We start from the raw sequence: 16,113 nt of genomic DNA, 5'->3' as shown, positions 1-16,113 counted from the left end.
TATGATTTATATTTCCGCCGTCGGCATGATCAACGCCCTGGGAAATAACCTTGACGAAATCGCAGCCAACCTGACTCGCGGTGTTGCTCCCGGAATGCGCCCACGCGCAGGCTGGTTGCAGGGGCATCCGCAGGCGGTCCTGGCTGGCGTGGATGGCGAGCTTCCGCTTATCCCGGAAAAATTCGCTGCGCACCGCTCGCGCAACAATCAGATCCTGCTGGCGGCGCTGGCGCAGATCCAGCCGCAAGTTGATGACGCTATTGCGAAATATGGTCGCGAGCGCATCGCGATTGTGCTTGGCACCAGCACCTCCGGCCTGCATGAAGGCGACACGCACGTTAAGCTGCGCACCAACGGACAGCCGAGCACCACGTGGCACTATGCACAACAGGAACTCGGCGATCCGTCGCGTTTTCTCAGCCACTGGCTGGCGCTCGACGGCCCGGCCTATACCCTTTCAACCGCCTGCTCCTCCAGTGCCAGAGCGATGATCAGCGGGCGCAGGCTTATCGAGGCGGGGCTGGTCGATGCCGCCATTGTGGGTGGCGCAGATACCCTGAGCCGAATGCCGATTAACGGTTTTCACAGCCTCGAATCACTGTCGCCAACTTTATGTCAGCCGTTTGGTCGTGACCGCGCGGGTATTACCATTGGCGAAGGGGCGGGGCTGATGTTATTAACCCGTGAACCGCAGCCCATCGCGTTGCTGGGCGTTGGTGAATCAAGCGACGCTTACCATATTTCGGCCCCGCATCCGCAGGGCGAAGGGGCGATCCGCGCTATTAATCAGGCGCTGACCGATGCGCAGCTTACGCCAGATGACGTCGGCTATATCAACCTGCACGGCACCGCCACACAACTCAACGATCAGATTGAATCAATGGTGGTTAACGCCCTGTTTGGCGAACGCGTACCTTGCAGCTCCACCAAACATTTGACCGGACACACGCTGGGCGCGGCGGGCATTACCGAGGCGGCAATCAGCATGTTGATCTTACAGCGTGATTTACCGCTGCCCGCTCAGGACTTCAGCCTGTCGCCGCGCGATCCCAGGCTGCCACTGTGTGGCATTATCGAACAACCGCAGCCGCTGGCACGTCCGGTGATCCTGTCCAATTCCTTCGCCTTTGGCGGCAATAACGCCAGCATTCTGCTCGGGAGGGTTTCGTGAGCCACTATTTATCACCCGGCGCTTATCTGCCCCACGACGCGCCCATGTTACTGCTGGAAGAAGTGGTGAGCGTCAGCGATGACAGCGCGGTCTGCCGCGTAATAGTTTCGCCCAGTGGCGTACTGGCACCGTTTCTCGACCCGGACGGCAATCTCCCTGGTTGGTTTGCCCTTGAACTGATGGCGCAAACCGTCGGCGTCTGGTCTGGCTGGCATCGCCACCAGCAGGGCAAAAACAGTATTGAGTTAGGGATGGTACTGGGCGCGCGTGAATTGCTTTGCACCACTGGCATTCTGCCCGCAGGCCAGACGCTGACCATTACCGTCAAACTGCTGATGCAAGACGATCGCTTCGGCAGTTTTGAGTGCAGCATCAACGACGGCGAGGCGACGGGCCGCATTAACACCTTCCAGCCGACCGCGGAAGAACTTACCACCCTGTTTCAACAAGGAGCGTCCTGATGAGTCGTTCAGTTCTGGTTACTGGTGCCAGCAAAGGCATTGGTCGCGCCATCGCCTGCCAACTGGCGGCAGACGGCTTTAACATTGGCGTTCACTATCACCGTGACGCCGCAGGCGCTCAGGAAACGCTGAATGCCATTGTCGCCAACGGTGGTAACGGGCGTTTGCTCAGTTTCGACGTCGCAAACCGCGAACAATGTCGGGAAGTGCTGGAGCACGAGATCGCGCAACACGGCGCCTGGTACGGCGTAGTCAGTAACGCCGGGATCGCCCGCGACGCCGCTTTTCCGGCTTTAAGCGATGACGACTGGGATGCAGTGATCCACACCAATCTCGACAGTTTCTACAACGTCATTCAGCCGTGCATTATGCCGATGATCGGTGCGCGGCAGGGCGGACGCATCATCACGCTGTCCTCGGTTTCCGGCGTAATGGGCAATCGCGGCCAGGTGAATTACAGCGCTGCCAAAGCCGGAATTATCGGCGCAACAAAAGCGCTGGCTATCGAACTCGCGAAGCGCAAAATCACCGTCAACTGCATCGCGCCGGGGCTTATTGATACCGGGATGATCGAAATGGAAGAGAGCGCTCTGAAAGAGGCAATGTCGATGATCCCAATGAAACGCATGGGCCAGGCGGAAGAAGTTGCCGGGCTTGCCAGCTATTTAATGTCTGATATTGCGGGTTACGTCACCCGCCAGGTTATTTCCATCAACGGAGGGATGTTATGACACGTCGCGTAGTGATTACAGGAATGGGCGGCGTGACTGCCTTTGGTGAAAACTGGCAGGACGTTTCTGCACGCTTACTGGCGTATGAAAACGCGGTGCGCAAAATGCCGGAGTGGCAGGTTTACGATGGCCTGCACACCCTGCTTGGCGCGCCTATTGATGATTTCACGCTACCGGAGCACTACACCCGCAAGCGTATCCGTGCGATGGGCCGCGTGTCGCAAATGTCGACCCGCGCCAGCGAGCTGGCGTTAGAGCAGGCAGGGTTGATTGGCGATCCGATATTAACCAGCGGCGAAACGGGCATTGCGTACGGTTCATCGACCGGCAGTACCGGTCCGGTGAGCGAATTTGCCACCATGCTGACGGAAAAGCACACCAATAACATCACTGGCACCACCTATGTGCAGATGATGCCGCACACCACCGCCGTTAATACTGGCCTCTTTTTCGGCCTGCGCGGGCGGGTGATCCCAACCTCCAGCGCCTGTACCTCCGGCAGCCAGGCGATCGGTTATGCGTGGGAAGCCATTCGCCACGGTTATCAAACGGTGATGGTTGCTGGTGGTGCCGAAGAGTTATGCCCTTCAGAAGCAGCGGTATTTGATACGCTTTTCGCCACCAGCCAGCACAATGATGCGCCGAAAACCACACCTTCACCGTTCGATGAAAACCGCGACGGGCTGGTGATTGGTGAAGGCGCAGGGACGCTCATCCTCGAAGAACTGGAGCACGCCAAAGCGCGCGGCGCAACCATTTACGGTGAAATCGTCGGCTTTGCGACTAACTGCGACGCGGCACATATTACCCAGCCGCAGCGCGAAACCATGCAGTATTGTATGGAGCAATCGCTGAAAATCGCCGGGTTAAGCGCACAAGATATCGGCTATATTTCGGCGCATGGCACGGCGACCGATCGCGGCGATGTGGCAGAAAGTCTGGCGACAGCAACCATTTACGGTGATAATGTGCCGCTCTCCTCGCTGAAAAGTTATTTTGGTCATACGCTTGGTGCCTGTGGCGCGCTCGAAGCCTGGATGAGTCTGCAAATGATGCGCGAAGGCTGGTTTGCTCCTACGCTAAACCTGAATAAACCAGACCCGAACTGTGGCGCGCTGGATTACATCATGCATGAAGCCCGCAAGGTTGATTGTGAGTTTTTGCAGAGTAACAACTTTGCCTTTGGCGGCATTAATACATCCATCATCATTAAACGTTGGCCCTGATATGTATCGGATAGTTCTGGGGAAAGTTTCGACCTTAAGCGCAGCTCCACTGCCACCGGATTTACGCGATCAAGCACCGCAAGGTCCACGACGCGAACGCTGGCTGGCGGGGCGTGCATTGCTTTCGCACACGCTTTCCCCGCTACCGGAGATCATCTATGGCGAACAAGGCAAACCGGCATTCGCGCCGGAAACGCCGCTATGGTTCAACTTAAGCCATAGCGGTGACGATATCGCCCTGCTGTTGAGCGATGAAGGCGAAGTCGGCTGCGATATCGAAGTGATTCGCCCCCGCGCCAACTGGCGCTGGCTGGCGAACGCGGTGTTCAGCCTCGGGGAACATGCTGAGATGGACGCCGTGCATCCTGATCAGCAACTGGAAATGTTCTGGCGCATCTGGACGCGCAAAGAAGCCATCGTTAAACAGCGTGGTGGCAGCGCCTGGCAAATCGTCAGCGTAGACAGCACCTATCAGTCATCGCTGTCAGTCAGCCATTGCCAGCTCGACAATTTAAGCCTGGCAATCTGCACCCCTACCCCCTTTACGCTCACCGCCGACAGTGTGCAATGGATCGATTCAGTTAACTGATCCGCCCGTCCGACTGCCTATCTCTTGATCCAGAACAGGTAATCAGTATGACGAATACTTAAAATCGTCATACTGATTTCCGCCATCTATTTTAATCCATTGGGGTTACCATGCTCTCCACACTCCGCCGCACTCTATTTGCGCTGCTGGCTTGTGCGTCTTTTATCGTTCATGCCGCCGCGCCAGATGAAATCACCACCGCCTGGCCGGTGAATGTCGGGCCACTAAACCCACACCTTTACACGCCTAATCAGATGTTCGCCCAGAGCATGGTTTATGAACCGCTGGTGAAATATCAGGCAGACGGTTCTGTGATCCCGTGGCTGGCAACAAGCTGGACCCATTCGGAAGATGGCAAAACCTGGACCTTCACTCTGCGTGATGGCGTGAAATTCTCTAACGGCGAACCGTTTGATGCAGAGGCGGCGGCAGAAAACTTCCGCGCAGTGCTCGATAACCGTCAACGTCACGCCTGGCTGGAGCTGGCAAACCAGATTGTTGATGTCAAAGCACTCAGTAAAAACGAGCTGCAAATCACCCTGAAAAGCGCCTACTATCCTTTCCTGCAAGAACTGGCCCTGCCCCGCCCTTTCCGCTTTATCGCCCCCTCGCAGTTTAAAAACCATGAAACCATGAACGGGATTAAAGCGCCGATTGGCACTGGGCCGTGGGTTTTGCAGGAATCGAAACTGAATCAGTACGATGTCTTCGTCCGAAACGAAAACTACTGGGGCGAAAAGCCGGCGATTAAAAAGATCACTTTTAACGTGATCCCGGACCCGACTACCCGCGCGGTAGCGTTTGAAACTGGCGATATCGACCTGCTGTACGGAAACGAAGGGTTATTACCGCTCGATACCTTCGCCCGCTTTAGCCAGAATCCGGCTTATCACACCCAACTGTCACAGCCGATCGAAACCGTGATGCTGGCACTTAATACCGCCAAAGCCCCCACCAACGAGCTGGCAGTACGTGAAGCTCTCAATTACGCGGTAAACAAAAAATCGCTGATTGATAACGCGTTGTATGGCACCCAGCAGGTCGCAGACACTCTGTTTGCCCCTTCTGTACCCTACGCCAACCTCGGCCTGAAACCGCGCCAGTACGATCCGCAGAAAGCGAAAGAGTTGCTGGAAAAAGCAGGCTGGACGCTACCTGCGGGCAAAGACATCCGCGAGAAAAACGGTCAGCCGCTGCGCATTGAACTGTCGTTCATCGGTACCGATGCGTTAAGCAAATCGATGGCGGAAATCATTCAGGCTGATATGCGCCTGATTGGCGCAGATGTCTCGCTGATTGGCGAAGAAGAGAGCAGTATCTATGCTCGTCAGCGCGACGGTCGTTTTGGCATGATTTTCCACCGCACCTGGGGCGCGCCATACGATCCACACGCCTTCCTGAGTTCAATGCGCGTACCGTCGCACGCTGACTTCCAGGCACAGCAAGGATTAGCCGACAAACCGCTGATTGATAAAGAGATCGGCGAAGTGCTGGCGGCCCATGACGAAACGCAACGTCAGGCGCTGTATCGCGACATTCTGACCCGTCTGCATGACGAGGCGGTTTATCTGCCGATCAGTTACATCTCAATGATGGTGGTATCAAAACCGGAGCTGGGTAACATCCCCTACGCGCCGATCGCCACCGAAATTCCGTTTGAACAGATTAAACCGGTGAAACCTTAATGTTGCGTTACGTATTACGCCGCTTTCTGCTGCTGTTCCCGATGGTGCTCGCCGCCTCGGTGATCATTTTTCTGATGCTGCGCCTCGGCACCGGCGACCCGGCGCTCGATTATCTGCGTCTGTCTAACCTGCCGCCGACACCGGAGATGCTGGCCTCTACCCGCACCATGCTGGGGCTGGATCAGCCGCTGTACGTCCAGTACGGCACCTGGTTGTGGAAAGCACTGCATCTTGACTTTGGTATCTCATTCGCCAGCCAACGCCCGGTGCTGGACGATATGCTGAACTTCCTGCCCGCCACGCTGGAACTGGCGGGCGCGGCGCTGGTGTTAATTCTGCTTACCTCAGTGCCACTCGGTATCTGGGCGGCGCGCCATCGCGACCGTCTGCCGGATTTCGCCGTACGTTTTATCGCGTTTCTCGGCGTGTCGATGCCCAACTTCTGGCTGGCGTTTTTACTGGTGATGGCGTTTTCGGTGTATCTGCAATGGCTACCTGCGATGGGCTACGGCGGCTGGCAGCACATCATTTTGCCTGCGGTTTCCATCGCCTTTATGTCGCTGGCGATTAACGCGCGGCTGCTGCGCGCCAGTATGCTGGACGTTGCCGGTCAGCGTCATGTGACCTGGGCGCGACTGCGCGGCCTGAACGACAAACAGACCGAACGCCGCCATATTCTGCGCAATGCGTCGCTGCCGATGATCACCGCCGTGGGGATGCACATCGGCGAGCTTATCGGCGGGACGATGATTATCGAAAACATCTTTGCCTGGCCGGGCGTCGGGCGCTATGCGGTGTCGGCGATTTTTAACCGTGACTATCCGGTTATTCAGTGCTTTACGCTGATGATGGTGGTGGTTTTTGTGATCTGTAATTTGATTGTTGATTTGCTCAACGCCGCGCTGGACCCGCGCATTCGTCGTCATGAAGGAGCGCACGCGTGAACTTTTTCCTCTCTTCCCGCTGGTCGGTTCGCCTGGCGCTGATCATTATCGCCCTGCTGGCGCTGATTGCGCTCACCAGCCAGTGGTGGCTGCCGTATGACCCCCAGGCGATTGATTTGCCTTCGCGCCTGCTTTCACCGGATGCGCAGCACTGGCTGGGCACCGATCATTTAGGGCGCGATATTTTCTCGCGGCTGATGGCAGCGACCCGCGTGTCGCTCGGTTCGGTAATGGCCTGCCTGCTGCTGGTACTGACATTAGGGCTGGTTATTGGCGGCAGCGCCGGACTGATTGGCGGGCGCGTTGATCAGGCCACCATGCGCGTCGCCGATATGTTTATGACCTTCCCGACCTCGATTCTGTCGTTCTTTATGGTTGGCGTGCTCGGCACCGGGCTGACCAACGTAATTATCGCCATCGCCCTGTCGCACTGGGCGTGGTATGCACGCATGGTGCGCAGCCTGGTGATTTCACTGCGCCAGCGCGAGTTTGTGCTGGCGTCACGGCTTTCTGGTGCGGGCCATGTGCGGGTGTTTGTTGATCATCTGGCAGGTGCGGTGATCCCCTCGCTGCTGGTGCTGGCAACGCTGGATATCGGCCATATGATGCTGCACGTCGCGGGTATGTCCTTCCTCGGCCTCGGCGTGACCGCGCCGACCGCCGAATGGGGCGTGATGATTAACGACGCGCGCCAGTATATCTGGACCCAGCCGCTGCAAATGTTCTGGCCGGGGCTGGCGCTGTTTATCAGCGTGATGGCCTTTAACCTGGTGGGTGACGCATTGCGCGATCATCTGGATCCTCATCTGGTGACGGAGCACGCACACTAATGCCGCAACAGATTGAACTACGTAATATCGCGCTACAGGCCGCGCAGCCGCTGGTGCACGGTGTATCGTTAACCCTGCAACGCGGGCGCGTGCTGGCGTTAGTCGGCGGCAGCGGCAGCGGAAAATCACTGACCTGCGCCGCAGCGCTGGGCATTCTGCCCGCTGGCGTTCGCCAGACGGCGGGGGAAATTTTAGCCGATGGCAAACCGGTTTCTCCCTGCGCCCTGCGCGGCATCAAAATTGCCACCATCATGCAGAACCCGCGCAGCGCCTTTAATCCGCTGCACACCATGCACACCCACGCGCGGGAAACCTGCCTGGCGCTGGGGAAACCCGCCGATGACGCCACGCTTACCGCTGCCATAGAAGCGGTGGGGCTGGAAAACGCCGCGCGCGTATTGAAGCTGTACCCGTTCGAGATGAGCGGCGGCATGTTGCAGCGCATGATGATTGCGATGGCGGTGCTGTGTGAATCACCTTTTATCATCGCTGATGAACCCACCACCGACCTTGACGTGGTGGCGCAGGCGCGCATCCTCGATCTGCTGGAAAGCATTATGCAAAAACAAGCGCCGGGAATGCTGCTGGTCACCCATGATATGGGCGTTGTGGCGCGTCTGGCGGATGACGTGGCGGTGATGTCGCACGGTAAGATTGTCGAACAGGGCGATGTAGAAACGCTGTTTAACGCCCCCAAACATGCGGTGACGCGCAGCCTGGTTTCCGCTCATCTCGCCCTTTATGGTATGGAGCTGGCATCATGACTTTACTTAACGTCTGCGACCTTTCCCATCACTATGCGCACGGTGGATTTAGCGGTAAGCACCAGCATCAGGCGGTGCTGAATAACGTTTCCCTGACCCTGAAAAGCGGTGAAACCGTCGCCCTGCTGGGGCGCAGCGGCTGCGGAAAAAGCACTCTCGCGCGGCTGCTGGTAGGCTTAGAATCGCCCTCGCAGGGAAATATTAGCTGGCGCGGCGAACCGCTGGCGAAACTTAATCGCGCGCAACGTAAAGCGTTCCGTCGTGATATTCAAATGGTGTTTCAGGACTCTATCAGCGCCGTTAACCCGCGCAAAACCGTGCGCGAGATCCTGCGTGAACCGATGCGCCACCTGCTATCGCTGAAAAAATCGGAGCAACTGGCGCGCGCCAGCGAAATGCTGAAGGCGGTCGACCTCGACGACAGCGTGCTCGACAAGCGCCCACCGCAGTTAAGCGGCGGCCAGCTCCAGCGCGTCTGCCTTGCGCGCGCGCTGGCGGTCGAACCGAAACTGCTGATTCTGGATGAAGCCGTTTCTAACCTTGATCTCGTGTTACAGGCGGGCGTCATTCGCCTGCTGAAAAAGCTACAACAACAGTTTGGCACCGCCTGCCTGTTCATCACCCACGACTTACGTCTTGTAGAACGCTTCTGTCAGCGGGTGATGGTGATGGACAACGGAAAAATCGTCGAAACCCAGGCGGTGGGAGATAAATTAACCTTTTCCTCTGACGCCGGACGTGTGCTACAAAACGCGGTATTACCCGCATTCCCCGTGCGCCGTCGCGCCACAGAAAAGGTTTAACGCAAATGCAACGAGTCACCATCACGCTTGATGACGATTTACTGGAGACGCTGGACAGCCTGAGCCAGCGTCGTGGTTATAACAACCGTTCCGAAGCTATCCGCGATATTCTGCGCAGCGCCCTGGCGCAGGAAGCTACCCAGCAGCACGGCACACAAGGTTTCGCGGTGCTGTCGTATGTGTATGAACACGAAAAACGCGACTTAGCCAGCCGTATTGTCTCCACGCAGCATCACCACCACGATCTCTCGGTCGCCACGCTGCATGTGCACATTAATCACGACGACTGTCTGGAAATTGCCGTGCTGAAAGGTGACATGGGCGACGTGCAGCATTTTGCCGATGACGTTATCGCCCAACGCGGCGTACGACACGGGCATTTGCAGTGCTTGCCGAAGGAAGATTAACTCCTACCAACGCGCCGTTATTTCCTGACGGCGCAGTAAATTTCTGCCAAATATCGACTTGCGTCACATTTTTTTGATCACGATTTGGTCCCCCAAAATGTGAGACGCTTCGATCCTCTTTTTAGCCTGTTCACCTACTATACGCTTGAAGTTGTCCATGATTGTCCATAGACAACTGTGAATGTTCAGGTGCGCGCCATGAAATCATTAAGTAAGTCGTCACAAATACCGCTCTATCAACAAGTGGTGGAGTGGATAAGAGAAAGTATTTATACCGGGGATCTGGTGGAAGACGATCGCATTCCTTCGGAATACCAGATTATGGATATGCTGGAAGTGAGTCGGGGAACCGTTAAAAAAGCGGTCGCCCAACTGGTAAAAGAAGGCGTGTTGATTCAGGTCCAGGGCAAGGGAACATTTGTTAAAAAAGAGAACGTGGCATATCCGTTAGGTGAAGGATTATTGTCATTCGCGGAATCGCTGGAAAGCCAGAAAATACATTTTACCACTGAAGTTATTACGTCACGGATTGAACCGGCTAATCGTTATGTGGCAGAGAAATTAAGAATAACGCCCGGTCAGGATATTCTTTACCTTGAGCGTTTACGTTCAATTGGTGATGAAAAAGCAATGCTGATAGAGAACCGTATCAATATTGAGCTATGCCCCGGCATCGCGGAAATAGATTTTAATCAACACAATTTATTTCCAACCATTGAAAGTTTGTCGCAAAGAAAAATTCGTTACTCGGAAAGTCGCTATGCCGCGCGATTAATTGGTAATGAACGCGGCCATTTTTTAGATATCAGTGAAGATGCCCCCGTTTTGCATCTGGAGCAGTTAGTCTTTTTCTCCCGCGAGCTGCCCGTTGAGTTTGGCAACGTCTGGTTAAAAGGAAATAAATATTATCTTGGCACCGTACTACAACGGCGGGAAGTGAGTTAAATATACTTTTTAATGAGGAATGAAATGCAAGGAATACAGTTTCAGGAAAATTTTATTCAGCGTCTCCCGGCAGGGTTAAGCGTTGAAGAGATCATCCGTCAGTTAGCGCAACCGTTGGTTACCGCCGAACTGGTGGTCCCTGATTTTGCCGACCATGTGCTGAAACGTGAGGCAACGTACCCAACGGGGCTGCCTACCGAACCACCGTGCGTCGCCATTCCACACACGGATCATAAACATGTCAGACACAATGCGATTGCCGTCGGCATCCTGCCGGAGCCGGTAGAGTTTGCTGATATGGGCGGCGATCCTGACCCCGTACCTGTAAGAGTGATTTTTTTGCTCGCATTAAGCGAAAGCAACAAACAATTAAATGCCCTGGGCTGGATTATGGAGATGATTCAGGATACGCCCTTTATGTGCGCCCTGCTTACGATGGAAACAACAGAAATACACACAGTAATCTTAAACAAAATGAAAGAACGAGGTGAAATATGAGTCAAACTATTTTATTTGTCTGCGCCACGGGGATTGCCACATCCACGGCGGTAACAGAAAAAGTCATGGAATATTGCAAAGAGCACGGTCTTAACGTCAATTATTCCCAAACCAACGTTGCCTCTTTACCCGGAAATACCGACGGCGTAGCACTGGTTGTTTCAACCACGAAAGTACCTTATGAACTCGACGTGCCGGTGGTTAACGGCTTGCCAATTATTACCGGTATTGGCGAAGAGAAAGTGCTGGCGCAAATTGTTTCTATCCTTAAAAAGTAATTAATAATAATTAATTTCAACACACTCCATCAGGCGCTAACGCGAGGTGCGCTCTCGCCTGAAAAAGAGGTTTATTATGAACGATATCGCGCATACCCTCTATAATATTGTGCAATATATATTGGGATTTGGCCCCACGGTAATGTTGCCGCTGGTGTTATTTATTCTTGCTCTCTGTTTTAAAGTAAAACCCGCTAAAGCCTTACGCTCGTCATTAACGGTCGGCATTGGTTTTGTCGGTATTTATGCCATTTTCGATATTCTTACCAGCAATGTCGGGCCAGCGGCCCAGGCGATGGTTGAACGCACTGGAATTAATTTACCGGTGGTGGATTTAGGCTGGCCGCCACTTTCCGCAATTACATGGGGTTCGCCAATTGCCCCGTTTGTTATTCCCCTGACCATTCTGATTAACGTGGCGATGCTGGCGTTAAATAAAACCCGCACCGTTGACGTAGATATGTGGAACTACTGGCATTTTGCCCTTGCTGGTACGCTGGTTTATTACAGCACCGACAGCCTGTTCTTTGGTTTGCTGGCGGCGGCGATTGCTGCGGTGGTAGTACTTAAACTCGCCGACTGGTCTGCGCCACTGGTACAAAAATACTTTGGTCTGGAAGGGATTTCATTGCCGACGCTCTCTTCGGTAGTGTTCTTCCCGGTCGGTCTGCTGGTCGACAAAATCATCGACCATATCCCTGGCCTCAATCGTATTCATATCGACCCGGAAACCGTACAGAAAAAGTTTGGCATCTTCGGCGAACCGATGATGGTTGGCACTATTCTGGGCATTCTGCTCGGCGTGATTGCTGGATACGATTTCAAAAAAGTCTTGTTGCTTGGCATCAGTATTGGCGGTGTGATGTTCATCCTGCCACGCATGGTACGCATTCTGATGGAAGGTTTATTACCGCTGTCTGAAGCCATCAAAAAGTATCTCAACGCCAAATACCCTGACCGTGACGATCTCTATATCGGCCTGGATATCGCCGTTGCCGTAGGTAACCCGGCGATTATCTCCACCGCCCTGCTGCTGACGCCCATCTCGGTCTTTATCGCTTTTGTGTTGCCGGGTAATGAAGTCCTGCCGCTTGGCGACCTTGCCAACCTGGCAGTAATGGCCTCGATGATAGCTTTAGCCAACCGTGGCAATATTTTCCGTACCGTTATTGCAGCAATCCCGGTAATTATTGCCGACCTGTGGATTGCCACCAAAATCGCGCCGTTTATTACCGGAATGGCGAAAGACGTTAATTTCAAATTTGCCGAAGGCTCCAGCGGCCAGGTCTCCAGTTTCCTTGATGGCGGTAACCCGTTCCGCTTCTGGCTGCTGGAAATCTTCAATGGCAATATCATCGCCATTGGTCTGGTGCCGATTATCGCCCTGGTACTGTATGGCATTTTCCGAATGACCCGGAGCACGGTTTATGCCTGATAACAGCGCAGCTATCGTTATCGATATTGGCACCACCAATTGCAAAGTCACCTGCTTTTCCTGCCTGGATGCAACGACGTTGGGCGCGCATAAATTCGTGACGGCAAAACAGATCTCTCCACAGGGTGATGTCGATTTCGATATCGACGCCCTCTGGCAGGAGGTCCGTCAGGCGATAGCACAACTGAACGCCGCCTCGCCACTGCCAGTCAGGCGGATCAGCATTGCCAGTTTTGGCGAATCAGGCGTGTTCCTTGACGAGCACGGCGAGATCCTGACGCCAATGCTTGCCTGGTATGACCGTCGCGGTGAAGAGTATCTGGCAACGCTTAGCGAGGCAGACAGTGCGGCACTTTATGACATCTGCGGGCTACCGCTGCACAGCAATTACTCTGCCTTCAAAATGCGTTGGTTACTGGAGCATTACCCGCTGCGTAATCGTTGCGGTCTGCGTTGGCTACATGCGCCGGAAGTGCTGCTCTGGCTACTGACTGGCGAACAGCGCACGGATATCACCTTAGCCAGCCGTACGCTGTGTCTGGACGTGCGCAAAGGCGAATGGTCAGCGAAAGCGGCGGCGTTGTTACACGTTCCCTGTTCAGCATTTGCGCCATTGGTGCAGCCAGGCGAACACGCCGGATGGGTCAGCGAGTCGCTCTGCAAAACGCTTGGGTTCTCGCAATCGGTCAGCGTGACGCTGGCCGGACATGACCATATGGTGGGTGCGCGGGCGTTGCAGATGATGCCGGGCGATATCCTTAACTCGACGGGGACCACGGAAGGGATTCTGCAACTGGATACACAACCGACGCTGGATGAACAGGCGAAGCGCGACAAGCTGGCAAACGGCTGTTACTCGCTTGCCAACCAGTTCACCCTGTTTGCTTCGCTGCCCGTGGGCGGTTTCGCGCTGGAGTGGCTGCGCAACACGTTCCGGCTAACCGATGAGGAGATCGCCGCATCACTTACTCGCGGACATGCGGATTACCTGGCGGGGAACTGGTCGCTCGATGACATTCCCGTCTTTATTCCGCATCTTCGCGGTTCAGGTTCGCCCTATAAAAATCGCCATACCCGAGGATTATTTTATGGGCTTGGCGATACATTAAATATCGACATGTTAATTGCCAGTATTTCACTGGGATTAACCATGGAATTTGCCAACTGTTTTGCCTGTTTTAATGTGCCTGGCACCAGCGCGTTAAAAGTGATTGGTCCGGCGACCCATAATCCTCTTTGGCTGCAATTAAAGGCGGATATTTTACAGCGTCCGGTTGAAGCAATTGCATTTAACGAGGCGGTTTCTGTCGGAGCATTATTAACCGCCGCACCAGATATTCCACCGCCGCAAGTCACCATTGCCCAACGTTTGTTACCGAATCGGGCGAGATACCATCAATTGCAGCGTTATCAGCACAAGTGGAAAAGCTGGTATCAGTTGAAATTACAGCAAGAAGGCGTGATTCCATTACATCATCGGGAGGAGCACTATGTTGAGTAAAACCGTGGAGGTCAGAAACAGTACTGGCCTACATGCACGTCCGGCGGCCTGTCTGGCGAAAGCCGCCAAAAAATATAGCTGTAAAGTGACGCTGCACTATGAGGGTAATGATATTAATGCCACCAGCATGATGAATATTATGCGCGCCGGAATAAAAGGCGGCAAAACGGTGGAAATACGCTGCGAAGGTGATGATGAAAACGAGGCAATACAGACTCTCGTTGCCTTATTTCGTGACCGCTTCGGTGAGACTGAATAATTAACTGATATTAAAAGATGAGGTTTTCAATATGCCATTAGTTAATGGACGGATACTGCTCGACCGCATTCAGGAAAAACGGGTATTAGCGGGCGCGTTTAATACCACCAATCTGGAGACGACAATTTCAATTTTAAACGCTATTGAGCGTTCGGGATTACCCAACTTCATTCAGATTGCGCCCACCAATGCACAACTCTCGGGATACGATTACATTTATGAAATCGTGAAACGTCACGCCGATAAAATGGATGTTCCGGTCAGTCTTCATCTTGATCACGGGAAAACCCAGGAGGATGTTAAACAGGCGGTGCGCGCGGGCTTTACCTCGGTCATGATTGACGGTGCCGCATTCTCTTTTGAAGAGAATATCGCTTTCACTCAGGAAGCTGTCGATTTCTGTAAATCCTATGGCGTACCGGTTGAAGCGGAGCTGGGGGCGATTCTCGGCAAAGAAGACGATCACGTCAGCGAAGCCGATTGTAAAACGGAACCGGAAAAGGTGAAGACCTTTGTCGAGCGCACCGGTTGCGACATGCTGGCAGTTTCTATTGGCAACGTTCATGGCCTGGACGATATACCGCGGATCGATATCCCCCTGCTGAAGCGCATTGCCGAAGTCTGCCCGGTGCCACTGGTTATTCACGGCGGCTCCGGTATCGCCCCGGAAATATTACGCAGCTTTGTTAATTATCGCGTCGCTAAAGTAAATATCGCCAGCGATCTGCGCAAAGCGTTTATCACCGCCGTCGGCAAAGCGTATGTGAATAATCACAACGAGGCGAATCTGGCGCGAGTGATGGCATCAGCAAAAAACGCCGTCGAGGAAGATGTGTATAGCAAAATCCTGATGATGAATGAGGGCCATCGGTTGGTTAGAAAGGTATCTTAAGAGCCACAAAAATATAGCGGCGCAACAGAAATTGTTGGGCCGCTATAAGTTATAAATGATTCAAACGCTCATTCAGCGTTTCAATAATATAAGTATTAACAGAGACTTGTTGCTGCGCAGCCGCATTATTAAGGCGTTCACTCAGCGATTCTGGATAGCGTAACGTAAAGGTTTTAATCTTTTCTGTACGCGCATACGGCTCAATACCCGCAGCTTTACAATCCTCAAGATACTCTCGCAGGGAAAGCTCCCCTTCTTTTTGCAGCCCCTGAATGCTGTCAGAGACAAAATCACAATAACCTGACAAGCCCAGGAATTTGCCACGAAATGCATTTAGTTCTGGCACGTAGGTAATAACAGCAGGTTGCCCGGCAATCTCCATAGAGTTTGGCGTCTTCAGTTTGATCATGGTTTTACCCCTATACTTAGTAACCAGTCACGCACGCTTTCTACAGCGCCTTTATCGGTATCTGGCGACGGATGAGGCCGATGGAAACACGCAACGCTCATATTTAGTATGAACTTACAACGCGAACCTCTTCCTTCCTTAATTTCTCCGCCTAATGCTTTAACCAGTGACTCTATATCAGACCACTTGATCCCTTGAGGAACAGGAGATTTAAATATTTGATCCAATGTGTTTTTTTGTTTCTTCCGTAAAGCCTGTACCTGGGTTCTCATGGCATGTCCTTAT

Annotated in this window: 20 protein-coding genes; 18 read left to right on the top strand and 2 right to left on the bottom strand. The window is 53.7% G+C overall.

Features of this window, described 5'->3' with window-relative positions:
• Position 1 precedes the first annotated feature (1 nt).
• The 18 genes from FEK42_RS09390 (at position 2) to FEK42_RS09305 (ending at position 15,419) form a co-directional block, all read left to right on the top strand.
• Positions 2-1,171: a beta-ketoacyl-[acyl-carrier-protein] synthase family protein gene (locus FEK42_RS09390; protein ID WP_135493081.1), complete on the top strand. Its 1,170-nt coding sequence runs from the start codon at positions 2-4 to the stop codon at positions 1,169-1,171.
• Positions 1,168-1,632, top strand: coding sequence for a 3-hydroxy-fatty acyl-ACP dehydratase (locus FEK42_RS09385; protein WP_135493082.1), 465 nt, complete (start codon positions 1,168-1,170; stop codon positions 1,630-1,632). Before FEK42_RS09390 ends, FEK42_RS09385 begins: the two co-directional genes overlap by 4 nt.
• The gene (locus tag FEK42_RS09380) at positions 1,632-2,363 is read left to right on the top strand and encodes a 3-ketoacyl-ACP reductase FabG2 (RefSeq protein ID WP_000091660.1); all 732 of its coding nucleotides are present in this window, start codon (positions 1,632-1,634) and stop codon (positions 2,361-2,363) included. The genes FEK42_RS09385 and FEK42_RS09380 overlap by 1 nt, the downstream gene beginning before the upstream one ends.
• Positions 2,360-3,589, top strand: a complete 1,230-nt coding sequence (locus tag FEK42_RS09375; protein ID WP_135408181.1) for a beta-ketoacyl-ACP synthase — start codon at positions 2,360-2,362, stop codon at positions 3,587-3,589. The genes FEK42_RS09380 and FEK42_RS09375 overlap by 4 nt, the downstream gene beginning before the upstream one ends.
• Position 3,590: 1 nt before the next feature.
• Complete coding sequence (gene acpT, locus FEK42_RS09370; protein WP_130221333.1) at positions 3,591-4,178, top strand: 4'-phosphopantetheinyl transferase AcpT; 588 nt, start codon at positions 3,591-3,593, stop codon at positions 4,176-4,178.
• Between the two features lie 110 nt (positions 4,179-4,288).
• Positions 4,289-5,863, top strand: coding sequence for a nickel ABC transporter substrate-binding protein (gene nikA / locus FEK42_RS09365; protein WP_135493083.1), 1,575 nt, complete (start codon positions 4,289-4,291; stop codon positions 5,861-5,863).
• A complete protein-coding gene (gene nikB, locus FEK42_RS09360) occupies positions 5,863-6,807 on the top strand; it encodes a nickel ABC transporter permease subunit NikB (protein WP_135493084.1) in 945 nt (314 codons plus the stop codon). Before nikA ends, nikB begins: the two co-directional genes overlap by 1 nt.
• Positions 6,804-7,637: a nickel ABC transporter permease subunit NikC gene (gene nikC / locus FEK42_RS09355; protein WP_001008963.1), complete on the top strand. Its 834-nt coding sequence runs from the start codon at positions 6,804-6,806 to the stop codon at positions 7,635-7,637. Before nikB ends, nikC begins: the two co-directional genes overlap by 4 nt.
• Positions 7,637-8,401, top strand: coding sequence for a nickel import ATP-binding protein NikD (nikD, locus tag FEK42_RS09350; RefSeq protein WP_001136218.1), 765 nt, complete (start codon positions 7,637-7,639; stop codon positions 8,399-8,401). The genes nikC and nikD overlap by 1 nt, the downstream gene beginning before the upstream one ends.
• Positions 8,398-9,204: a nickel import ATP-binding protein NikE gene (gene nikE, locus FEK42_RS09345; RefSeq protein ID WP_135493085.1), complete on the top strand. Its 807-nt coding sequence runs from the start codon at positions 8,398-8,400 to the stop codon at positions 9,202-9,204. Before nikD ends, nikE begins: the two co-directional genes overlap by 4 nt.
• A gap of 5 nt (positions 9,205-9,209) precedes the next feature.
• Positions 9,210-9,611, top strand: coding sequence for a nickel-responsive transcriptional regulator NikR (gene nikR, locus FEK42_RS09340; RefSeq protein WP_001190062.1), 402 nt, complete (start codon positions 9,210-9,212; stop codon positions 9,609-9,611).
• 198 nt (positions 9,612-9,809) lie between these two features.
• Positions 9,810-10,556 carry a GntR family transcriptional regulator gene (locus FEK42_RS09335; RefSeq protein WP_015674765.1) on the top strand — a complete coding sequence of 249 codons (747 nt, stop codon included), beginning with the start codon at positions 9,810-9,812 and terminating at the stop codon, positions 10,554-10,556.
• A gap of 24 nt (positions 10,557-10,580) precedes the next feature.
• Positions 10,581-11,054 carry a PTS sugar transporter subunit IIA gene (locus FEK42_RS09330; protein WP_135493086.1) on the top strand — a complete coding sequence of 158 codons (474 nt, stop codon included), beginning with the start codon at positions 10,581-10,583 and terminating at the stop codon, positions 11,052-11,054.
• Positions 11,051-11,332, top strand: coding sequence for a PTS sugar transporter subunit IIB (locus tag FEK42_RS09325; RefSeq protein WP_000084021.1), 282 nt, complete (start codon positions 11,051-11,053; stop codon positions 11,330-11,332). The genes FEK42_RS09330 and FEK42_RS09325 overlap by 4 nt, the downstream gene beginning before the upstream one ends.
• 76 nt (positions 11,333-11,408) lie before the next feature.
• Positions 11,409-12,767, top strand: coding sequence for a PTS galactitol transporter subunit IIC (locus FEK42_RS09320; protein ID WP_130209137.1), 1,359 nt, complete (start codon positions 11,409-11,411; stop codon positions 12,765-12,767).
• Positions 12,760-14,268, top strand: a complete 1,509-nt coding sequence (locus tag FEK42_RS09315; RefSeq protein ID WP_135493087.1) for an FGGY-family carbohydrate kinase — start codon at positions 12,760-12,762, stop codon at positions 14,266-14,268. Before FEK42_RS09320 ends, FEK42_RS09315 begins: the two co-directional genes overlap by 8 nt.
• On the top strand, positions 14,258-14,527 hold the full coding sequence (locus FEK42_RS09310) for an HPr family phosphocarrier protein (protein ID WP_135493088.1): 270 nt from the start codon (positions 14,258-14,260) through the stop codon (positions 14,525-14,527). The genes FEK42_RS09315 and FEK42_RS09310 overlap by 11 nt, the downstream gene beginning before the upstream one ends.
• 31 nt (positions 14,528-14,558) lie before the next feature.
• Entirely contained in the window at positions 14,559-15,419 is an 861-nt protein-coding gene (locus FEK42_RS09305) for a class II aldolase (protein ID WP_138211813.1), read from the top strand.
• A 49-nt stretch (positions 15,420-15,468) separates the two neighbouring features.
• On the opposite strand, the gene FEK42_RS09300 is transcribed toward FEK42_RS09305, so the two are convergent.
• Positions 15,469-15,828, bottom strand: a complete 360-nt coding sequence (locus FEK42_RS09300) for a type II toxin-antitoxin system HicB family antitoxin (RefSeq protein ID WP_000593555.1) — start codon at positions 15,826-15,828, stop codon at positions 15,469-15,471.
• Positions 15,825-16,100, bottom strand: coding sequence for a type II toxin-antitoxin system HicA family toxin (locus FEK42_RS09295; protein ID WP_001260301.1), 276 nt, complete (start codon positions 16,098-16,100; stop codon positions 15,825-15,827). The genes FEK42_RS09300 and FEK42_RS09295 overlap by 4 nt, the downstream gene beginning before the upstream one ends.
• Positions 16,101-16,113: the final 13 nt, after the last annotated feature.

It is taken from the genome of Escherichia sp. E2748 (assembly GCF_005781125.1).
Lineage (GTDB): Bacteria > Pseudomonadota > Gammaproteobacteria > Enterobacterales > Enterobacteriaceae > Escherichia.
Note: the sequence above shows the minus strand (reverse complement) of the source record. Positions and strands in the feature narration are given on the sequence as shown.

Excerpts from the sequence above, each read along its gene's own strand:
- FEK42_RS09315 (WP_135493087.1), top strand. The coding sequence starts at position 12,760 with ATGCCTGATAACAGCGCAGCTATCGTTATCGATATTGGCACCACCAAT.
- nikA (WP_135493083.1), top strand. The coding sequence starts at position 4,289 with ATGCTCTCCACACTCCGCCGCACTCTATTTGCGCTGCTGGCTTGTGCG.
- FEK42_RS09295 (WP_001260301.1), bottom strand. The coding sequence starts at position 16,100 with ATGAGAACCCAGGTACAGGCTTTACGGAAGAAACAAAAAAACACATTG.
- acpT (WP_130221333.1), top strand. The coding sequence starts at position 3,591 with ATGTATCGGATAGTTCTGGGGAAAGTTTCGACCTTAAGCGCAGCTCCA.
- FEK42_RS09330 (WP_135493086.1), top strand. The coding sequence starts at position 10,581 with ATGCAAGGAATACAGTTTCAGGAAAATTTTATTCAGCGTCTCCCGGCA.
- FEK42_RS09305 (WP_138211813.1), top strand. The coding sequence starts at position 14,559 with ATGCCATTAGTTAATGGACGGATACTGCTCGACCGCATTCAGGAAAAA.
- FEK42_RS09325 (WP_000084021.1), top strand. The coding sequence starts at position 11,051 with ATGAGTCAAACTATTTTATTTGTCTGCGCCACGGGGATTGCCACATCC.
- FEK42_RS09380 (WP_000091660.1), top strand. The coding sequence starts at position 1,632 with ATGAGTCGTTCAGTTCTGGTTACTGGTGCCAGCAAAGGCATTGGTCGC.
- nikE (WP_135493085.1), top strand. The coding sequence starts at position 8,398 with ATGACTTTACTTAACGTCTGCGACCTTTCCCATCACTATGCGCACGGT.
- FEK42_RS09300 (WP_000593555.1), bottom strand. The coding sequence starts at position 15,828 with ATGATCAAACTGAAGACGCCAAACTCTATGGAGATTGCCGGGCAACCT.
- nikB (WP_135493084.1), top strand. The coding sequence starts at position 5,863 with ATGTTGCGTTACGTATTACGCCGCTTTCTGCTGCTGTTCCCGATGGTG.
- FEK42_RS09310 (WP_135493088.1), top strand. The coding sequence starts at position 14,258 with ATGTTGAGTAAAACCGTGGAGGTCAGAAACAGTACTGGCCTACATGCA.
- FEK42_RS09390 (WP_135493081.1), top strand. The coding sequence starts at position 2 with ATGATTTATATTTCCGCCGTCGGCATGATCAACGCCCTGGGAAATAAC.
- FEK42_RS09335 (WP_015674765.1), top strand. The coding sequence starts at position 9,810 with ATGAAATCATTAAGTAAGTCGTCACAAATACCGCTCTATCAACAAGTG.
- nikR (WP_001190062.1), top strand. The coding sequence starts at position 9,210 with ATGCAACGAGTCACCATCACGCTTGATGACGATTTACTGGAGACGCTG.
- FEK42_RS09320 (WP_130209137.1), top strand. The coding sequence starts at position 11,409 with ATGAACGATATCGCGCATACCCTCTATAATATTGTGCAATATATATTG.
- nikD (WP_001136218.1), top strand. The coding sequence starts at position 7,637 with ATGCCGCAACAGATTGAACTACGTAATATCGCGCTACAGGCCGCGCAG.
- FEK42_RS09375 (WP_135408181.1), top strand. The coding sequence starts at position 2,360 with ATGACACGTCGCGTAGTGATTACAGGAATGGGCGGCGTGACTGCCTTT.